Below are 17164 nucleotides of genomic sequence, written 5' to 3'. Positions count from 1 at the left end.
TCGTGTGGAGCCCCCGTGAAGGGAGTTCCGACTCATGTGTGGTCGCGGGTCCGGGATAGGTTGCCGCCGAACTGAACTTCTTCGGTTGTCACTTGATGTGGTCCAGGACCTCCTGGAACTCCTTCGTCGGGGAGAACTCGACGAGTTCGACGTCCTCCAGGGCCTCCGGGGAGTGACCGGGGCTCCAGTAGTAGGCGTCACCCTTCTCGTAGAAGTCCTCGCCGTCCCTGGTGCGCATCCGCAGCCGGCCACTGAGGACGAGCCCCCAGTGGGGGCACTGGCACAGGTCGTCGGGAAGGCCCTTGAGGGCGGGGGCCATGTCCAGGCCCTTGGGGAGCTTGAGGAAGGCGACGCTCATACCGCCGCCCATCTCCTGGATGCGCACCTCAAGGCCGTCGCCCTCGATCTCGACGGGGGCTTGCGTCCGCGTGACTGCCGTCATGATTCCTCCACGACCGGATCACTGCGGGGTCAGTGCGATCTCCGCTTCTCCATCCAGTCTGCGCCCCTCACGCACACACCTCGAATCGGGGTGACATGCGTCACGACCGAATTGCACACGATGGAACCGATCGATCCGTTTCAGCAAAACGACAAATGCCGCTCCTCGCTCACCGATCCGGCATTTGCCGCGCAGACGGCGAATCCAACAGGGCCTCCGGACCGGCGCATCCCGCTCCGACGGCGTCGGGAGGGCCGCTTTCTGCCTGGTCCCAGGGCGGGTTCGGCGCTCGGGAGCACACGGCGACCCGCCGGACGCGTACGCGCCGAACCCCTCGGGAGGCCTCGTCGACGCGGTCCGGGGGCAGCACACGTGTTCGTTGCCCGGTGCGGCGAGGGGTCCCCATAATGACCGGGCTCGCCAGGGCCGCGGCCGAGCAGGGGGTCATTCAGGCCGAAGTCGTACCGAAGCCGGACCACTCAGGTGAGGCCACACATGTCACGCAGCAACAGTCACCGCCGCAAGACGAAACGCTCGGAGGCGACCGGCACGGGGGCGACCCGCACGGGAGCGACCCGCACGGAGGCGGGGCGCTCGGAGGCGGGGCGTCCGCGCACGAGGCGCCGGAAGGCGGCCGTCGCCGCCGCCGTCGTGCTGGTGGTGGGCGCCGTGGGCATACCCACGGCCGCGCTGGCCGGTGGTGGCGGGCTGGGCGGCCTGAGCAGCGTGGCGTCGTCCTGGTGGGGAGGCGAGAAGTCGGACACGGCCGCCCCGGAGCCCGCGCGCACCCCCACCCCGTCCGCGACGGAAGCCTCCGAGAGCGCCTCCCCCACGCCCTCGCGCAAGAAGCGCCCGTCGCGCTCCGCGAGCCCGAGCGCGTCGCCCTCGAAGTCCGCGAGCCCGGCCGCAAAGTCCACGCCCGACAAGGCGGACGCCCCCGCCAGGACGACCTCGCCTCCGGCCGCCCCGAAGTCCACCACGGCCGCGAAGGCCGACAGCACGCCCCGGGCCACCGCCGACGACTCGGACTCCGGACCCACGGCCCGGGTGCTGACCCTGGTCAACGCCGAGCGGCAGAAGGCGGGTTGCTCGCCGGTCACCGTGGACAGCAAGCTCACCAAGGCCGCGCAGGACCACAGCCAGGACATGGCCGACCACCAGAACATGTCCCACACCGGCTCCGACGGCTCCTCCATGACCGACCGCCTCGCCCGCGTCGGCTACAGGTTCAGCACGGCCGGCGAGAACGTCGCCGCCGGCTACGGCACCGCCGACAGCGTCATGGACGGCTGGATGAACAGCCCCGGCCACAAGGCGAACATCCTCAACTGCGGCTTCAAGGAGATCGGCATCGGCCTGGCGGGCCCCGGCAACTACTGGACCCAGAACTTCGGCACGGAGGCGTAGCTTCTGGGTGCCGATGAACGCGGTCGCCAGAGGGCTGCCACCCCTGCGGTGTGAACGTTTCTTCCTCGCTCGAAAGGGTGATCGCGCCCAAGTAGCCTCATAACGGCGCGAGATGGCCCGTAGGTTCCACCCATGGTCACTTAGGAGAGGCCAAGGGACTCCTGCGCGTCCTGGAGGTGCGCGGCATTGCCGTCACCGACGACATCCGCGAACGCATCACCACCTGCACCGACCTCGACCGGCTCGACACATGGCTGACCCGGTCCGTCACGGTCGAGCGCGCGGAGGAGCTCTTCGCGGAGGACCCGGAGGAGTCGGAGGGCCCGGAGGACTCAGGCGTCGGCGCCTGAGTCCTGGCGCGGGTGGCAGCGCGGCTGTTCTCAGCCCCGGTCCCCACCCCCACCCCCCGGCCCGCCCCCGAAGCCGCCGCCCTCCGGGGCCTCGCCCGCTGTGGTCGTGGTGAGCTTCTTCGCGGAGCCGAGCTTGCCGGAGGCGGCGAGGCCGCCGGTGTCGGAACCGGAGGTGGTGCCGCCGGAGTAGATCGTGTACTCCTCGCCGGACTTCACCTCCGCGCCCGAGTAGACGACGTTCTGGATGGTCTTCGAGGTGACGTACGACGCCACGACCTCGCCGTCCGCGTCGACGACGTGCAGGATCGTGCCCGCCTCGACCGACGCGTCCAGGGTCGCCGACAACCACCCCTGCTCCGACTCCTCGTCCGGGGCGACGACCATGCCCGCGCTGCCGGAGGCGAGGAGCGTGCCGCCGCTGACGGTGAAGCTGCCGTTGACGTCGAGCGCCCCGTTGCCGCCCATCTCGGGCCCGTTGACGACGATCGTGCCGCCGGTGATCTCGGCCGTGCCGTTGGAGTCGAAGCCGTCGCCCTGGGAGTTGAGGACCAGCGTGCCGCCGGTGACCTTGGCGGAGTAGTCGCCGACCCCCATGCCACCGCCGCCACCCCCACCGCCACCGCCGGGACCCCGCCCCTGCGCGTCCTCCTCGGACTCCTCCGAAGTCGCCTCGCTGCCGGACGCGTTGACCCCGTCGTCGTTGGACGTGACGTTCGACGTACCGCCCCTGACCAGGATGTCCTTGCCCTCCAAGCCCTCGTTGGAGCCGGTGATCTCCAGGGTGCCCTTGCTGATGACGAGGTCGCCCTCGGCGTGGATGCCGTCGTCACCGGCCGCGAGGGTGACGTCGGCGCCGTTGAGGTGGACGGCCGCGTCGCCGTGCAGCGCGTCGGCGGAGGCGTTCACCTCGACCGTGCCGCCCTCCAGCACGGTGATCACGCCCGACTTGAGACCGTGAGCGGAGGTGTCGTCGGCGGCCTCGGACTTCACCGTCAGCTTCCCGCCGGTGACGACGAGGTCGGTGGCCGCGTCCACGGCGTCCCCGGCGGCCGTGACGGAGAGCGTGCCGCCCGAGACGGCGACGTACCCCGCGTCCTCCTCGTCCGCGTTGTCGGACTTCAGCCCGTCGCCCTTCGCCGTCACGGTGACCGTGCCGCCCGTCACCACCAGGTAGTCCTTGCCGCGGATGCCGTCGTCGGCGGCCTCGACGGTGAGGGTCCCGCCCTCGACGACCAGCCCGTCCTTCCCGGCGATCGCGTCGTTGCCGTTCCCCTTCACCGTCAGCGAGCCGCTGCCGCCGATCGTCAGATCGCCCGCGCTGTACAGCGCGGCGTTCGCCTCCGCGTCCTCGGCGTAGGAGTCCGTGTCGCTCAGCGTGTTCTCGCTGCCGTCCGCGAGGACCACCACCAGCCGCTCGGCCTCGGTCGCGGCGATCGCCGACCCGGACGAGCTGGAGATGTCGACCCCGTCGAGGACCAGCTTCACGGTCGCCTCGGGGGCGGTGATCACGATCTGCCCGTCGTCGAGGGTCCCGCTGAGGACGTAGGTCCCGCCGGCGGTGATGGTGACGGTGGACCCGTCGACGTCCACCCCCTTGCCGTCCGCCGAGGCCGAGTCGCCCTTCAGCTCGATGGCCACGGCCTCCGACGCCTCGTACTTCAGGTCGCCGTTTTCGGCGTGCGTCTCCTCGTTGTCGGCGAGGACCGCCGCCGCGTCCCGCGTCCCGTCCACGGCCGCCGCCGCGCTCGCGCTCGACGAGGAGTCGGACGACGCCGACTCCGAGTCGCTCCCGGAGGAGCACCCGGCCAGCGCGGCGGTCGCGAGGACGACGGAGGCGAGGGCCGCGGCGGCCTTCGTACGGAAGGCCACGGCGGCCTGCGTACGGAAGCCACGGGCCCGGCCCCTCCACCCCTTGCCGGAATTCCTACGGATGTTCATGCGGGGCTCCCGTTCAGTGCCGGTGCGGTGGGGAAGTGGCGCCGCAGAACGGGCAGCCAGCGGTTGGCGGGCAGGTCGGGCCGCAGCGCGGCGAGCCCGGTGCCGTACTTGGAGACCGGGCAGGGCCGGTGCCGGAGCGACCACAGCAGCCGGTCGGCGCCGCAGCCCGCTCGCCCGGCCTTGGTCTCGACGATGGTCCGCTCGGGGGTACGCAGTGCCGTGCCGTCCGGCAGCGCCCAGGTCAGGTCCGTGTCGACGGTGACCCGGCTGCCGCTGCCCGGCAGGAAGAGGGTGGTGCGCAGATAGCGGGTGGTGAGCGCGGGCACCAGCCGGAAGTCATGGGCGTCGATGCCCGCCTCGCGCAGGACCCCGTCGGCGTACGCGCGCGCCTCGGGGCCCAGCCGGTCCGGCTCCCCGTCGTACGGGACGCGCTGCTTGACGGTCGTACCGCGCGGGCCTCGGGTCTTGACCTCCAGGAAGTGCTGCCCGGAGGCCAGATACGTCCGGATCCGCAGCTTGAAGCGCCGCCGACGGCGCCGGGCCGCGCCGAGATAGCCGTCCATGTCCGGGGTGTCGAAGTACACGGACCGGTACGCGAACTGCCGCTCGCCGTCGACCTCCAGCACCCGCACGTCCTCATCCATGTCCATCCCACCGACCACCAGGGGCAGATCGGTGAGCGGCAGCATGTACTTGCGGTCCAGGCGGGTCAGCAGCTCGGCCCGGTCGACGAGTTCGTCGAGGCCGATGGGGCGCAGCGCCCCGACCACGGGGGCGACGGAGTCCAGCGCCGTCACGCCCGGACCCCGCGCTCGTGCTCGACGCGGTGCCCGGCGGTCTCCTGCGGCGCGCGCGTGCCCGCGCCGGAGCCGGTGACGACATACCGGACGTCGACCAAGGTCATATCATTCACCAGGTCCACGCTCTGCACGGACAGGTTCACCACCCGGCCGCCGAGCAGCACTTCGAGGTGGGCGCGCAGGGCGTCCTCGTCGGTGTAGGCGGCGTCGAGGCGCAGGCTGCGCTGCCGGTAGCGGCCGAAGAGCCTCGGGTGGTCGCCGACGTACATCGTGGCGACGATCAGTGCCATGAGGAGGGTCGACAGCAGGTTGACCTCCTCCGGCAGCCCGGCCAGCAGACCGAGGGCGAGCGCGGAGAAGTAGTACGCGATCTCGTGCTGGGCGATCTCGTTGGACCGCAGCCGGATGATCGACAACACGCCGAACAGGCCCATCCCGAGTCCGATGCCGACCGAGGAGGAGCTGAGCGTCATCGCGACCGCGAGGACACCGACGTTGACGCCGAGGAAGGCGGCGATGAGATCCCGGCGGTGGTGGCGCGGGAAGTAGACCGCGAAGGTCAGCACGGAGATGGCGGCCAGATCGGCGACCACGAGAAGGGTCTGGTCCATGTCAGAAGACAATCGGGGGTGAACCTTTGAACTTGCTTTGCCTCCCCTTAACTGAACTTGAGAAGTGCTGAACACCAACGCCAGGTGAACCACGGTCACCGGCGTCCACCCCGACCGGACAGACCGTCTCGGCGGGCGGCCATCGGCGCGTCGTGGTGGAGTGACCGTGAGGGCGCACCCCCGCGGAGCGCCCGGCGCGAAACCTGGAACCGCTCCGATTCCCCCGATGGGGTGGCAGCTGCTTCCGCCACCCCCGGCCCGCACCCTCGCTGCCCTACAAGTAGCAGCGCCGGTAAGGAAGTTGGAGCAGAAGGAGGCACGAGTGGTGCGACGGGACAGGGCGCGAACGATGGCCGCGGCGACCGCGGCGGCGACGTTGGCGCTCGCTCCGGGGGCGGCACAGGCGGCCGGTCCCCGGCCCATGGTCGTGGATACGGTCACGGCGACGGCGACGGCAACCGGGATGGCGCCCGGAACGGCAACAGCAACCGGAACGGCGGCCGGGGTGCCCGGCGCCGGGCCGGTGACGCAGAGTCTGCGGAGGCCGGAGATCAGCGGTTTTCTGACGGTCGTCAACAAGGCGCGGGCCGACGTCGGTGTCCCCCCGCTGGTCTGGGACGAGTCCATCGCCTCGCACGCCCGGTCCTGGGCGCGGGTGCGGGTCGCCGACTGTGAACTCGTCCACTCGAACAGCCGGTACGGCGAGAACCTGGCCAAGGGGTCGAACCCTCGCTACTCCCTCGCGGACGCGGCCCGCCTCTGGCTCGACGAGAAGTCCGACTACGACCGCCCCTCCAACGCCTGTGTGAACGGCCGGGAGTGCCTGCACTACACCCAGTTGGTCTGGCGCTCCTCGACCCGCGTCGGCGCGGCGAAGGCCAGATGCGGGGACGGCTGGACGTACGTCGTGGCCAACTTCGACCCGCCGGGGAACTGGCTGGGCCGACGGCCGTACTGACCGGTGACCCGCCGGGGCCTGGATAATCCGTCCATGAGCGACCTCCCGGACCAGCTCCGCCGGCTCCTCCCCGACCAGCTCCGTCACCTCCTCGCCGACGTACTGACCGTCGGCGCCCCGTACGGCCTCGCCCTCACCGGCGACCACGCGGCGCAGGCGCACGGACTGGTCGAGGCGAGGCCGCCCGGCCGGGACCTGGAGGTGGCGACGGAGCACGCGGCCCCGATGGAGACGATCGCCGCCACGGTCCGGGCCGGTCTGACGGAACGCGGCTGGCTGGTGCGCCCGGTGGAGACCGCCCCGCTCTCCGCCCGTCTCCTCGTCACCGACCCCACCACGGCCGAGGAACGCGTCCTCGACCTCCTGAAGGAGACCCTCTGGCACCCGCCGGTGGACACCCCGCTCGGCCCCACGCTCCCCCTGGAGGACGTGGTGGGCACCAAGGTCCGGGCGGTGGCCGACCGGGGCGCGGCCCGCGATCTGATCGCCGTGCACGCGGCCGGCGCCCACTGGACGGTGGCCGAGCTGGAGGAACTGGCCCGCCGTCACACCGCCGCCACGTCCGGCACCTTCGACCTGACCGACCTCCAGTCCCGGCTGGAGGGCACGGAGTGGCTCGACGACCGGGAATTCGTTCGCCACGGCCTGGACGCCGAGGCCATCCTTGAACTCCGCCGATGGGCCCAGACCTGGGCCGACGACATCGCCGAACGCCTCCTGGAAGAGGAGGCCCTGGCAGCACCGCCGGAGGAGGACACCGAGTGAGCAGACGACGGTACGTCGCCCGGGGCGTCCCCGGCGGCTACCGCATCTACGACCACCGCCGCCAGGGCTGGTGGGGCGACCTCTACGAACTCTGCCCGGACGACCTCCTGACCGAACTGAACGGCAAGAAGGACCCACAACGACTGGGCGCCCTCCTGAAGCGGTACCGGTCGCTCAGGCGCTAGGCACCGTCTTCAGGTCACCGCGGTGATGACGACCACCGTCGTCGCCATCGACGCCGCCGCCGTCACGGCCACCGCCGTGGCCGCCGCGGTCTCGGCCATGCGGCGCAGGGCGGGTTCGGCCCAGTGGTGCCCGGCGATCTCGGCCGTCCGCCGCTTGACCGGGGAGTCGTCCGCGTCGGCGTCCGGGAAGGCGAGGGTGTGCAGGTCGCCGTGGTGGAGGAGGGAGATCAGGGCGGCGGTGCGGGGGTCGGGTTCGGCGCCCTGCAGCACCACCTCCGCCAGACGCCCGCGCAGCGCGGACTCCACCGTGCCGTCGGCCTCCGGATAGCGGGTCGTCCGGAAGACCAGCAGAACCCGGCGCTTCTCCTCCCGGATCAGACCCTTGTCCAGCACACCCCGCAGAGCGGCCTCGTACTCCCGAGTGCAGTGCGCGTGGATCCACGCGCCGACGTCCTCGGGAAGCCCCGCGTCACCAGCGCCGCCCGTGCCGTCCGCGTCGTCCGTGCCGCCGGACAGGCATCGCTCCAGCAGGGTCGCCGCCGCGATCGCGTACGGCGTCCGCATCGGGAGCCGGGCCTCACCCGTGGCGTCGTCGAGGGAGAGCAGCAGGATCTCCTCGCCGAGGGTCGTGGGGGCGGGGACGGGATGGGGGGCGGGGTCGGGGGAGGGCGTGGGGGCGGCCGACGTGGTCATGATCAGTACGACGTGTGGGGGAAGCCGTCAGTTCCGACGCCACCCGGCGGCCCCGGAAATCGGGTTGAGGCTCCCGCCCGGCCCTCCCAGAATCCCCTCATGGACGACTTCCCCAGGCTCAGCCAACTCCCCACCCTCCTCACCGAGTTGCAGGAGGCGGCCCGTGCAGCCGGGTTCACCATGTCCTGCGAACCCCGCACCGGCAGCCTGCTCGCCACCCTCGCCGCCACCCGCCCCGGCGGCCGGATCCTCGAACTCGGCACCGGCGTCGGCGAGGGCACCGCCTGGCTCCTCAGCGGCATGGACGCGACGGCGGCACTGGTCACCGTCGAGCTGGACGACTCCGTACAGGCCGTCGCCCGCAAGCAGTTCGGCGACGACGAGCGGGTCACCTTCGCCACCGGGGACGGCGGAGCCTGGCTGGAGGGATACGACGGCGCCCCCTTCGACCTGGTCTTCGCGGACACCTGGCCCGGCAAGTTCAACCATCTCGACGCCGCCCTGGACCTGGTGGCACCCGGCGGCGCGTATGTCGTCGACGACCTGATGCCCGTGCCGGGCTGGCCGGAGGGTCACGAGGCGGCGGTGACCGACCTGCTCGCCGTTCTGGAGGGGCGCTCGGACTTCCGGACGACCCGGCTGGCCTGGTCGAGCGGCCTGCTGATCGCCGTACGGACCGGCGGCACCACCACCGGCACCTCGATCTGACCACCCGTACCCGGGCCCGGACCCGTACCCGGGCCCGGACCCGGACCCGCCGGGCCCGCGCCACCACCCGGCCCCCCGCCCCGCTCCGGCCCCGGCTCCAGACCCAGGGCCGTACGGGCCGCCCGCACATGGTGCAGCCCCTCGACCGCGGTCCGCGTGACCTGGGCGTACTCGTCGGGTGTGCGGGCCCGGGTGAGCTGGGCGCGGGCGGCGCGGAGGTGTTCGGTGGCGTCGGTCAGGGACTCGGCCGCGCTGCCGCCGGCCCCGGCCTGCGCCCGTACGTCGATCCCGGCCAGACTGCCGCCCAGCCGCACCACCCAGCGGTTGGCGTCGGCCTCCGCGTCCAGGTCGGACGACGGACCGGGGTCGTCCACGGACCGCCGCTGCGCGACGACCGCGACCACGGCCCCGACGATCAGCAGCACTGCCACCAGCACGGCCAGCTTCATGGCCTCCTCCAGCATTCCGACGTTCCGTCCTCGTACACGCCCTACGCGTCGTACGCGTCGTACGCGCCATACGGGTCGTACGACTCGTACAACCCGTACGACCCGTACGGGTTCCTCACCCTGTACGTCCCATCACACCCCCTCCCGCTGTGATCGTCCGACGAGAAACCTGTGCGTCCCCTGATGACTTCCCCAGCGGGTACCCGGCCCGGGACGGGCGCACGCAGGAGGCCCGGAACCCTGGGGGAGGGATTCCGGGCCTCGTCTCGGACCGCGTACGGCCGTCCGTCAGCTCGCCGAGGCCGACGTGCTCGGCTGAGCCGCGTCGTCCGTACCGGTGTTCGTGGCGTCCGGGTCGACGCCGACGGTGAGGGAGCCGACGACGCCCTTGGCGATGTCGTTCTTCTTGTACTTCAGCTTGAGCAGCCCGCCCTGGGCGCCGCTCTGGTCGTAGATCGTGTCCTCGTCGAGGGTGGTGCGCTCGGTCGTGGAGGTCGAGTACGGCTCGACCTCGGCGGACGCGAGGACGGACTCCTCGTCGAAGAAGAACTGACCGGTGTGGCAGGTGGTGCCGCCCTCGTAACCGGCGTCCGTCCACTCCCCGTCGACGTGCACCTTCACATGGATGTGGACGCAGCGGCCCTGGTACCAGCCGGGGAAGATCGTCTTGAAGGTGACGAAGCCCTGCTTGTCGGTCTTCCAGGTGCCGCGCAGATAGCGGGTGTCGCTGGTCGGCTCCTCGTGCCCGCCGCCACCGCCGCCACCGGCCGGGGGTTCACCGGTCGGGGTGCCGGACGGCACGTCGGTGGGGGTGCCCGAGGGGGCGTCGGTGGGGGGAGTGCCGCCACCGCCCTGGGAGAAGCTCTCGTAGCCCGAGTAGAGGCCGAGCGCGTCGCAGTGCCAGACGTCGACGGCGGCGTCGCGGACCGGCTTGCAGGTCTCGTTGTCGATCACCTTGAGGCGCAGGGTGAGGGGGATGCCCTCCTTGTCCTCGGTGATGTCCTGGCGGAGCTTGTCCGCGTCGATGTAGTACGGGCCCTCGGTGGTCTCCGAGGTCAGCTTGTAGCAGTCCTCGCCGGCGCTCGTGGAGGCGAGAGGCTTCGCGCCGCCCTTCTTGTTCGTACCCGCGCTCGCGGTCGCGACGACCGCTCCGCCCACGCCCACCGCGGCCACGGCGCCCGCGCCCGCCACGACGACCTTGCGGCGCGTCAGATCCCGCTTGTGCTTCGGCCCCTGGGGCCTCTCGTGCTCGTTTCCGGTCTGGTTTCCCGTCATGAGCGGGAAATTAGGGAGCCAGACTGTCAAAGCCGTAGGAAAGCACTGTGGTTTGACCCGCATTCCCGTGGAGATTCCCAAGCGGAGGGAAAAAGGGTCCGAAATCGCCGTCCATTTCGGACCCCTTTTCGGCAAACTCTGGTTAGCCTGACCTAACTTGTGCTCTCACTCGTGCTCGACGCCGAGGGGCTCGGCTGCGGCGGTGTCCCCGTCCCGTCGTTGGTCGCCTCCGGGTCCACGCCGACCGTGAGCGCGGCCCGGACGCCCTTGGCGATGTGCCGCCTGTCGTAGCGGAGCTTCAGCAGACCGCCCTGCGTGCCGCTGCCGTCGTAGATCGTGTCCTCGTCGAGCGTCGTCCGCTCGTCGGTGTTGGAGACGTACGGCTCCACGACCGCGGAGGCGAGCACGGACTCCTCGTCGAAGAAGAACTGGCCGGTGTGGCAGGTGGTGCCGCCCTCGTAACCGGCGTCGGTCCACTCCCCGTTGACGTGCACCTTGGTGTGGATGTGGACGCAGCGGCCCCGGTACCAGCCCGGGAAGACGGTCCTGAAGGTGACGAAGCCCCGCCGGTCGGTGCGCCAGGTGCCGCGCAGATAGCGGGTGTCGTCCGTCGGCTCCTGGTGGCCGCCGCCCGGGGGCGGGCCGGAGGGGTCACCGCTCGGGGGCTCGCCCGTCGGGGGTTCGCCTGTGGGGGCGGGGCCGCCACCACCGTTGCCCATGTCCTCGTAGCCGGAGTACACGCCGACCGCGTCGCAGTGCCAGATGTCCACGGCCGCGTTGCGGATCGGCCGGCAGGTCTCGTTGTCGATCACCTTGAGACGGAGCAGGAGGGGGATGCCCTCGCGGTCCTCGGTGACGTCCCGGCGGAGCTTGTCCGCGTCGATGTAGTACGGGCCCTCGGTGGTCTCGGAGGTCAGCAGATAGCACTCCTCCGGGGCGGGGGCGGGGCCACCGGGTTCTCTCCCCTGTTCCCCCGCGAAGGCGTTCGCCGCCATCGCACCGCCCAGACCCACCGCCGCGACGGTGCCCGCACCGGCCACGACGACCTTCCGACGCGTCACATCCCGCTGATCCCGCTGCTCCCGCTGCTTCTCTTGATCCTGTTCATTGGCTGTCATGCGCCGGGAAGTTAGATAGGAAGCCTGTCAACGAGCTGAGAAAAGGTCCTCTTTTCCCCGCACACACGAAAGGGACCTGAAATCGACGGACGATTTCAGGTCCCTCACCGGGAAGGCGCGTATAAAGGCTTGCCTTACTTCGGCTGCGGCTTCCGCACCGACAGGTGCAGCTCGCGCAGCCGCGCCTCCTCCAGCTCCGTCGGCGCGCCCATCATCAGGTCCTGGGCGTTGCCGTTGAGCGGGAAGGCGATGGTCTCGCGGATGTTGGGCTCGTCGGCGAGCAGCATGACGATGCGGTCGACGCCGGGGGCGATACCGCCGTGCGGCGGGGCGCCGAAGCGGAACGCGCGCAGCATGCCCGCGAACTGCTCCTCGACGGTGTCCCGCTCGTAGCCCGCGATCTCGAAGGCCTTCAGCATGATCTCGGGCTCGTGGTTCCGGATCGCGCCGGAGGACAGCTCGACGCCGTTGCAGACGATGTCGTACTGCCAGCCGAGGATGTCCAGCGGGTCCTGGGTCTCCAGGGCCTCCAGACCGCCCTGCGGCATGGAGAACGGGTTGTGCGAGAAGTCGATCTTGCCGGTCTCCTCGTCCTTCTCGTACATCGGGAAGTCGACGATCCAGCAGAAGCGGAAGACGCCCTCCTCGAAGTGCCCGGCACGCTTGGCGGCCTCGACCCGCACCGCGCCCATGATCTTCGAGACCTCTTCGAACTCGCCCGCGCCGAAGAAGACCGCGTGACCGGCGGCCAGCGACAGCCGCTTGGTCAGCTCGGCGACGTTCTCCTCGGTGAGGAACTTGGCGATCGGGCCGGACAGCGAACCGTCCTCGGCGACCCGCACCCAGGCCAGGCCCTTCGCGCCCTGCTCGATCGCGTACTCGCCGAGCTGGTCGAAGAACTTGCGGGGCTGGGCCGAGACGTCCGGCACGGCGAGCGCGCGGACGTGCTTGCCGGCGAACGCCTTGAACTCCGAGCCCTCGAAGACATCGGTGATGTCCACCAGCTCCAGCTGGGCGCGCAGGTCCGGCTTGTCGGAGCCGTACTTGAGCATCGCCTCGCGGAACGGGATGCGCGGGAAGGGCGAGGTGACGTGCCGTCCGTTGCCGAACTCCTCGAACAGCTCGGTCATGAGCTTCTCGATGGGCTGGAAGACGTCCTCCTGCTCGACGAAGGACATCTCCACGTCGAGCTGGTAGAACTCGCCCGGCGAACGGTCCGCGCGCGCGTCCTCGTCACGGAAGCAGGGCGCGATCTGGAAGTACCGGTCGAAGCCCGAGATCATCAGCAGCTGCTTGAACTGCTGCGGGGCCTGGGGGAGCGCGTAGAACTTGCCCGGGTTGAGGCGCGAGGGCACGACGAAGTCGCGGGCGCCCTCGGGGGAGGTCGCGGACAGGATCGGGGTCGCCATCTCGTTGAACCCGAGCGCCGTCATCTTGTGACGGATGGCGCTGATCACGGCCGTACGCAGCATGATGTTGCGGTGCATGCGCTCACGGCGCAGGTCGAGGAAGCGGTACTCCAGGCGCCGCTCCTCGTTGACCCCGTCCTCGGTGTTGATGGTGAAGGGGAGCGGGGCGGCCGCGCCGAGCAGCTCGACCTCGCCGACCTCGACCTCGATCTCGCCGGAGGGCAGGTCAGGGTTGATGTTCTCGGTGCCGCGCGAGACGACCTTGCCGTCGACGCGGACGGTCGACTCCTTGGAGATCTTGTCCAGCGCCTCGTAGGCCGGGGTGCCCGGACGGGCCACCAGCTGCGTGATGCCGTAGTGATCGCGGAGATCGATGAAGAGGATGCCGCCCAGGTCGCGCCGATTGTGCAGCCAGCCGCTCAGCCGGACGTCGGTGCCGACGTCAGAGGCGCGGAGCTCGCCGCAGGTGTGGGACCTGTACCGATGCATCGTCGTTCATCCAGCCTTCGCTGATCGGGGATGTGGGAGGGGATCCCGGGGGGATCCGGGTGGGATCCGGTGGGATCTGGCCGATGTTTCACGTGAAACAACGCCAAGGGTACCGGGCACCCCGAGATCACCACCCCACCATTTCCCACTGGCGGACCGGCCCTCTCCCCAGCGACGGACGCAACCCTGACCGGATACGCACGGTCATAGCCATGGGCAGGACCGTAAGCGGTTACTGTCGCTAGCGTCGATTGTCGTCACCTCCGTAGCCACCGGTCGTGGGCGCTTGTCATGGCTTCCGGCCCGCTCGGGGCCCGTCTCGGCTTCGGTGGCACGGTCCGATCAGCTGTTCATAGAGTGGGTCAATGCGCACTGGTGAGCCCCCGCCCACTGTGGGGCACGTCCTGTCCGCCCTCGCGACGGGACTGTGGACCTGGGACAGCGCTGCCGGAACCGTCACCCTGGACGCCGAAGCCGCCCGGCTCATGGGGCTGCCCGCGGAGCCGACGACGCTCACCCAGGCCGGGGCGCGGTCCCGGCTGCACCCCGTCGACTGGAACGAGATCGTCTCGGTCGTGCAGCTCGCCGTCGCCGAGGACACCCTGGCCGAGGTACGGATCCGGGTCATGGACGACCGGGGCCGGGTGCTCCGCACGATCCGCAGCCGTTCCAAGCCCACCTTCGACCCGATCCGCAAGTCCTTCGAGCTGATCGGCACCATCCAGGAGGTCACCGAGCCCTCACCGGCGACCGCCGCCCGCGCCCCGTCCGTCACCGGCGACTGGCGGCGCTCCCGCGAGGCGTTCCTGCTGGACGCGGGCCGGGCGCTGGCCGAGGCACGCTCCACGGCGGAGGTGCTGCGGGTCGCGGCGGGCCTGGCGATGCCGGGCTTCTCGCCGGACGGCCTCGCGGTCTTCGGTGTGGAGGCCGACCGCCTCACCGTCATCGGGCACCACGGCCACAACCAGGGCGCCGAGGGCCCCTTCACCCATATGCCGCTGGAGACGGACTACCCGGCCGCCGAGGTGGTCCGCACCGGCCGGGCCGTCTACCTCTCCTCCCCCGAGGACTACAAGGCGCGCTACCCCACGGCCTGGCCGCTCGCGGAACAGTTCAACCGCCAGTCCTGGGCGTTCCTGCCGCTGACCGTCGCCGGCCGCACGATGGGCGCGTGGATGGCGGGCTTCACCCACACCGTCACCTTCACCCCCGACGAGCGCTCGGTGCTGACCACCGTGGCCCGCATGCTCGCCCAGGCCCTCTCCCGCGCGGGCGCCGCCGAGACCGAACGCGAGCTGACGGACGGCCTCCAGCGCACGATGCTGCCCACGCTGGGTCCCGAGATACCGGGCATGAGCGTCGCCGCCCGCTATGTCCCCACCGGGGGCGGACTCCAGGTCGGCGGCGACTGGTACGACATGATCGCCCTGCCGAGCGGGCGGTTCGCCCTGGTCATCGGCGACGTCCAGGGCCACGACGTGCGCGCCGCCGGCCTCATGGGCCAGCTCCGCATCGCCCTGCGCGCGTACGCCTCCGAGGGGCACCCCCCGGACGCGGTCCTCTCCCGCGCCTCCCGCTTCCTGCACGGCATCACGGACTCCGCCTCCGACACCTACACCGACCTGCGCTTCGCGACCTGCCTCTACGTCGAGGTCGACCCGGTGTCCGGCGTGCTCGACATCGCCCGCGCCGGGCATCCCGACCCGGTGATCCGCATGGCCGACGGCACGGTCCTCGTCCGCCCCACCCCGGGCGGCCTCCCCCTCGGCATCGACCCCGACGCCGACTACCCCACCACCCGCCTGGTCCTCGAACCCGGCGAAACCATGCTCCTCTGCACCGACGGCCTCATCGAAACCGGCGGCCACGACCTCGACACGGGCTGGCGCCGCATCCGCACCATCCTGGAATCCTTCGACACGCCCCCTGCCGGCGACGCCACCACGGGGGCGGGTCCGGATGCCACGGGCATGAGCGGAGAGGGGGAGCACGCTCCCGGGGTGAGGGTCGGTGCGGCGGGCGCCGGGGAGCTGGGGCTTGGTGCGGCGACTGTCGGACCGGGTGCCGGTGGCCCGGGTGCGGGTGAGCCGGGTGTTGATGAACCCGGTGTCGGTGGGCGGGCTGCCGACGGGCGAAGCGCCGAAGGACTGAACACCGACGGGCGGGATGCCGAAGAGCCGGAAGCCGACGCACGAAACGCCGAGCGCCGAAACGCCGACGAGCCGCCTGCCGACGGACTCACCGCCGGTGGGTCGAGGATCGCGGGCCCGTCCGCCGACGGGCGCTCTTCCGGTGGCCCGGCCGTCGAGGCTCGGAGGCCGGGTCGGCGGGAAGCGGGCAGTGACGAAGCCCGCGCCCCCGAGCCGGGGCACGTTGAAACGAGTCGCCCGGAGACGGGTGCGTCCACGGCGGGCGGCCCGCAGCGTGGTGATGTCCGGCAGCGCGATGAGGTCCCGCGGAGCCACCCGGAACCCGATGCCCGCACACCGGGCACCCCGAAGTCAGGGGACCGCCCGCCGAACCACCTGAACTCCAGCGGCCCCACGGCGAGCCACCCGCACCCCAGCGGTCCTACGCCGAGCCGCCCGGACCACAGCGCCCCCACGCCGACCCCCCCGAACCCCAGCCCCGTCACCACCAGCCGCCCCAGCCTCGGCGAGGGCGCGCCGAACCACCCGCACCCCCACGGCCCCACACCGGACCACCCGCACCCCAGCCCCGTCACCACCAGCCCCGCCGACCATGGCGAGGGTGCGCCCGGCCAGCCGGACCCCGGCCATGCCGCACCCCATCACCCCGGCCCCGACGACCCCGCGCCCAGCCACCCGACCCCCGGCGGCATCGCGCACGGCAGCGTCGCGCCCGGCACCCCCCGGCCGACCCCCCTCCCTCCACCCCGCCCGCAGCCCACCGGTCTCGCGCCAGGGCGGCTGGAGGCGTTGGCGGATGCGCTGGTCCAAGGGGTGCACGGTCCCTCGTCGCATCACACGCCCGGCCCGCTCGCCGACCGGCGGGAGGACGACATAGCGATGCTGCTGCTGTCCCGGGAGAGCGAGGGCGGCGGCCGCGGCGACACCACGGCCGTACGGCCGCCCGTACGCCGCACCGCCCTGACCATCGCCCAGGCGGAACCCGAACGCATCTCCGGCGCCCGCCAGCAGATCCGCGAACTCCTCCACGACTGGAACTGCGACGACCAGATCGACTCCGCCATCCTCCTCGTCTCCGAGATGCTCACCAACGTCCTCGTCCACACGGACGCCGACGCGCTCCTCGTCGCCGAGATGACCGGCGGCACCGGCAAACGCCGGATGCGCGTGGAGGTCACCGACGCCAGCGACGCCCTCCCCCACAAACGCCACCCCGGCGAACTCGCCTCCTCCGGCCGCGGCCTCGTCCTCATGGACATGCTCGCGGACGCCTGGGGCGTGGACCCCCGCGGCGACGGCAAGAGCATCTGGTTCGAACTGCACGAAACGGCCCCACCGGACGGCTCGAACGGACACCTACCGAGCTGACCACGCCGCACAAGGGGCACGGAAAGCACACGGCCCGCCCCCAACCCCC

Annotated in this window: 15 protein-coding genes; 7 read left to right on the top strand and 8 right to left on the bottom strand. The window is 71.4% G+C overall.

What is annotated here, in order from left to right; all coding sequences use genetic code 11:
* Positions 1-88: 88 nt before the first annotated feature.
* The gene (locus ACZ7MG_RS11560) at positions 89-442 is read right to left on the bottom strand and encodes a cupin domain-containing protein (protein ID WP_471382390.1); all 354 of its coding nucleotides are present in this window, start codon (positions 440-442) and stop codon (positions 89-91) included.
* Between the two features lie 495 nt (positions 443-937).
* Here ACZ7MG_RS11560 and ACZ7MG_RS11555 point away from each other — a divergent pair, with 495 nt between their 5' ends.
* Both ACZ7MG_RS11555 and ACZ7MG_RS11550 read left to right on the top strand, forming a co-directional pair.
* Entirely contained in the window at positions 938-1849 is a 912-nt protein-coding gene (locus ACZ7MG_RS11555; RefSeq protein WP_471382392.1) for a CAP domain-containing protein, read from the top strand.
* Between the two features lie 176 nt (positions 1850-2025).
* Positions 2026-2199, top strand: a complete 174-nt coding sequence (locus ACZ7MG_RS11550; RefSeq protein WP_471382394.1) for a hypothetical protein — start codon at positions 2026-2028, stop codon at positions 2197-2199.
* A gap of 30 nt (positions 2200-2229) precedes the next feature.
* Here the strand turns inward: ACZ7MG_RS11550 and ACZ7MG_RS11545 are convergent, their stop codons facing one another.
* Genes ACZ7MG_RS11545 through ACZ7MG_RS11535 form a run of 3 tightly spaced genes read right to left on the bottom strand, consistent with a single transcriptional unit; the run spans position 2230 to position 5548 of the window.
* Positions 2230-4137: a carbohydrate-binding domain-containing protein gene (locus ACZ7MG_RS11545; protein WP_471382396.1), complete on the bottom strand. Its 1908-nt coding sequence runs from the start codon at positions 4135-4137 to the stop codon at positions 2230-2232.
* The gene (locus ACZ7MG_RS11540) at positions 4134-4934 is read right to left on the bottom strand and encodes a VTC domain-containing protein (protein WP_471382397.1); all 801 of its coding nucleotides are present in this window, start codon (positions 4932-4934) and stop codon (positions 4134-4136) included. The genes ACZ7MG_RS11545 and ACZ7MG_RS11540 overlap by 4 nt, the downstream gene beginning before the upstream one ends.
* Positions 4931-5548, bottom strand: a complete 618-nt coding sequence (locus ACZ7MG_RS11535) for a DUF4956 domain-containing protein (RefSeq protein ID WP_471382399.1) — start codon at positions 5546-5548, stop codon at positions 4931-4933. Before ACZ7MG_RS11535 ends, ACZ7MG_RS11540 begins: the two co-directional genes overlap by 4 nt.
* Before the next feature lie 349 nt (positions 5549-5897).
* On the opposite strand from ACZ7MG_RS11535, the gene ACZ7MG_RS11530 reads away from it, so the two are divergent.
* From ACZ7MG_RS11530 to ACZ7MG_RS11520, 3 genes are read left to right on the top strand one after another with little or no spacing between them, the layout of a single operon-like run.
* Positions 5898-6506 carry a pathogenesis-related family 1 protein gene (locus ACZ7MG_RS11530; protein WP_471382400.1) on the top strand — a complete coding sequence of 203 codons (609 nt, stop codon included), beginning with the start codon at positions 5898-5900 and terminating at the stop codon, positions 6504-6506.
* A 33-nt stretch (positions 6507-6539) separates the two neighbouring features.
* A complete protein-coding gene (locus ACZ7MG_RS11525; RefSeq protein WP_471382401.1) occupies positions 6540-7271 on the top strand; it encodes a hypothetical protein in 732 nt (243 codons plus the stop codon).
* Positions 7268-7456 (top strand): hypothetical protein, encoded by a 189-nt coding sequence (locus ACZ7MG_RS11520; protein WP_471382403.1) that lies wholly within the window; start codon positions 7268-7270, stop codon positions 7454-7456. Before ACZ7MG_RS11525 ends, ACZ7MG_RS11520 begins: the two co-directional genes overlap by 4 nt.
* A gap of 9 nt (positions 7457-7465) precedes the next feature.
* On the opposite strand, the gene ACZ7MG_RS11515 is transcribed toward ACZ7MG_RS11520, so the two are convergent.
* The gene (locus tag ACZ7MG_RS11515) at positions 7466-8149 is read right to left on the bottom strand and encodes a GOLPH3/VPS74 family protein (RefSeq protein ID WP_471382404.1); all 684 of its coding nucleotides are present in this window, start codon (positions 8147-8149) and stop codon (positions 7466-7468) included.
* A 99-nt stretch (positions 8150-8248) separates the two neighbouring features.
* Between ACZ7MG_RS11515 and ACZ7MG_RS11510 the strand changes: the two genes are divergently transcribed.
* Positions 8249-8857, top strand: coding sequence for an O-methyltransferase (locus tag ACZ7MG_RS11510; protein WP_471382406.1), 609 nt, complete (start codon positions 8249-8251; stop codon positions 8855-8857).
* Positions 8858-9594: 737 nt separating this feature from the next.
* Here ACZ7MG_RS11510 and ACZ7MG_RS11505 read toward each other — a convergent pair.
* The 3 genes from ACZ7MG_RS11505 to aspS form a co-directional block, all read right to left on the bottom strand.
* The gene (locus tag ACZ7MG_RS11505) at positions 9595-10581 is read right to left on the bottom strand and encodes an intradiol ring-cleavage dioxygenase (protein WP_471382408.1); all 987 of its coding nucleotides are present in this window, start codon (positions 10579-10581) and stop codon (positions 9595-9597) included.
* 152 nt (positions 10582-10733) lie between these two features.
* A complete protein-coding gene (locus tag ACZ7MG_RS11500; RefSeq protein WP_471382409.1) occupies positions 10734-11699 on the bottom strand; it encodes an intradiol ring-cleavage dioxygenase in 966 nt (321 codons plus the stop codon).
* 134 nt (positions 11700-11833) lie between these two features.
* The gene (gene aspS, locus ACZ7MG_RS11495) at positions 11834-13597 is read right to left on the bottom strand and encodes an aspartate--tRNA ligase (protein ID WP_471382411.1); all 1764 of its coding nucleotides are present in this window, start codon (positions 13595-13597) and stop codon (positions 11834-11836) included.
* A gap of 365 nt (positions 13598-13962) precedes the next feature.
* Between aspS and ACZ7MG_RS11490 the strand changes: the two genes are divergently transcribed.
* Entirely contained in the window at positions 13963-17115 is a 3153-nt protein-coding gene (locus ACZ7MG_RS11490) for a SpoIIE family protein phosphatase (RefSeq protein WP_471382413.1), read from the top strand.
* The last annotated feature ends 49 nt before the right edge of the window (positions 17116-17164 follow it).

The organism is Streptomyces sp. NPDC107538 (assembly GCF_055657445.1).
The sequence above is the reverse complement of the archived record's forward strand: the minus strand, read 5'-3'. Positions and strand labels throughout refer to the sequence as shown.

What these genes read in the sequence shown, in the direction of transcription:
- ACZ7MG_RS11560 (WP_471382390.1), bottom strand. Translation starts at nt 442, where the DNA reads ATGACGGCAGTCACGCGGACGCAAGCCCCCGTCGAGATCGAGGGCGAC.
- ACZ7MG_RS11555 (WP_471382392.1), top strand. Translation starts at nt 938, where the DNA reads ATGTCACGCAGCAACAGTCACCGCCGCAAGACGAAACGCTCGGAGGCG.
- ACZ7MG_RS11545 (WP_471382396.1), bottom strand. Translation starts at nt 4,137, where the DNA reads ATGAACATCCGTAGGAATTCCGGCAAGGGGTGGAGGGGCCGGGCCCGT.
- ACZ7MG_RS11535 (WP_471382399.1), bottom strand. Translation starts at nt 5,548, where the DNA reads ATGGACCAGACCCTTCTCGTGGTCGCCGATCTGGCCGCCATCTCCGTG.
- ACZ7MG_RS11530 (WP_471382400.1), top strand. Translation starts at nt 5,898, where the DNA reads ATGGCCGCGGCGACCGCGGCGGCGACGTTGGCGCTCGCTCCGGGGGCG.
- ACZ7MG_RS11525 (WP_471382401.1), top strand. Translation starts at nt 6,540, where the DNA reads ATGAGCGACCTCCCGGACCAGCTCCGCCGGCTCCTCCCCGACCAGCTC.
- ACZ7MG_RS11515 (WP_471382404.1), bottom strand. Translation starts at nt 8,149, where the DNA reads ATGACCACGTCGGCCGCCCCCACGCCCTCCCCCGACCCCGCCCCCCAT.
- ACZ7MG_RS11510 (WP_471382406.1), top strand. Translation starts at nt 8,249, where the DNA reads ATGGACGACTTCCCCAGGCTCAGCCAACTCCCCACCCTCCTCACCGAG.
- ACZ7MG_RS11505 (WP_471382408.1), bottom strand. Translation starts at nt 10,581, where the DNA reads ATGACGGGAAACCAGACCGGAAACGAGCACGAGAGGCCCCAGGGGCCG.
- ACZ7MG_RS11500 (WP_471382409.1), bottom strand. Translation starts at nt 11,699, where the DNA reads ATGACAGCCAATGAACAGGATCAAGAGAAGCAGCGGGAGCAGCGGGAT.
- aspS (WP_471382411.1), bottom strand. Translation starts at nt 13,597, where the DNA reads ATGCATCGGTACAGGTCCCACACCTGCGGCGAGCTCCGCGCCTCTGAC.
- ACZ7MG_RS11490 (WP_471382413.1), top strand. Translation starts at nt 13,963, where the DNA reads ATGCGCACTGGTGAGCCCCCGCCCACTGTGGGGCACGTCCTGTCCGCC.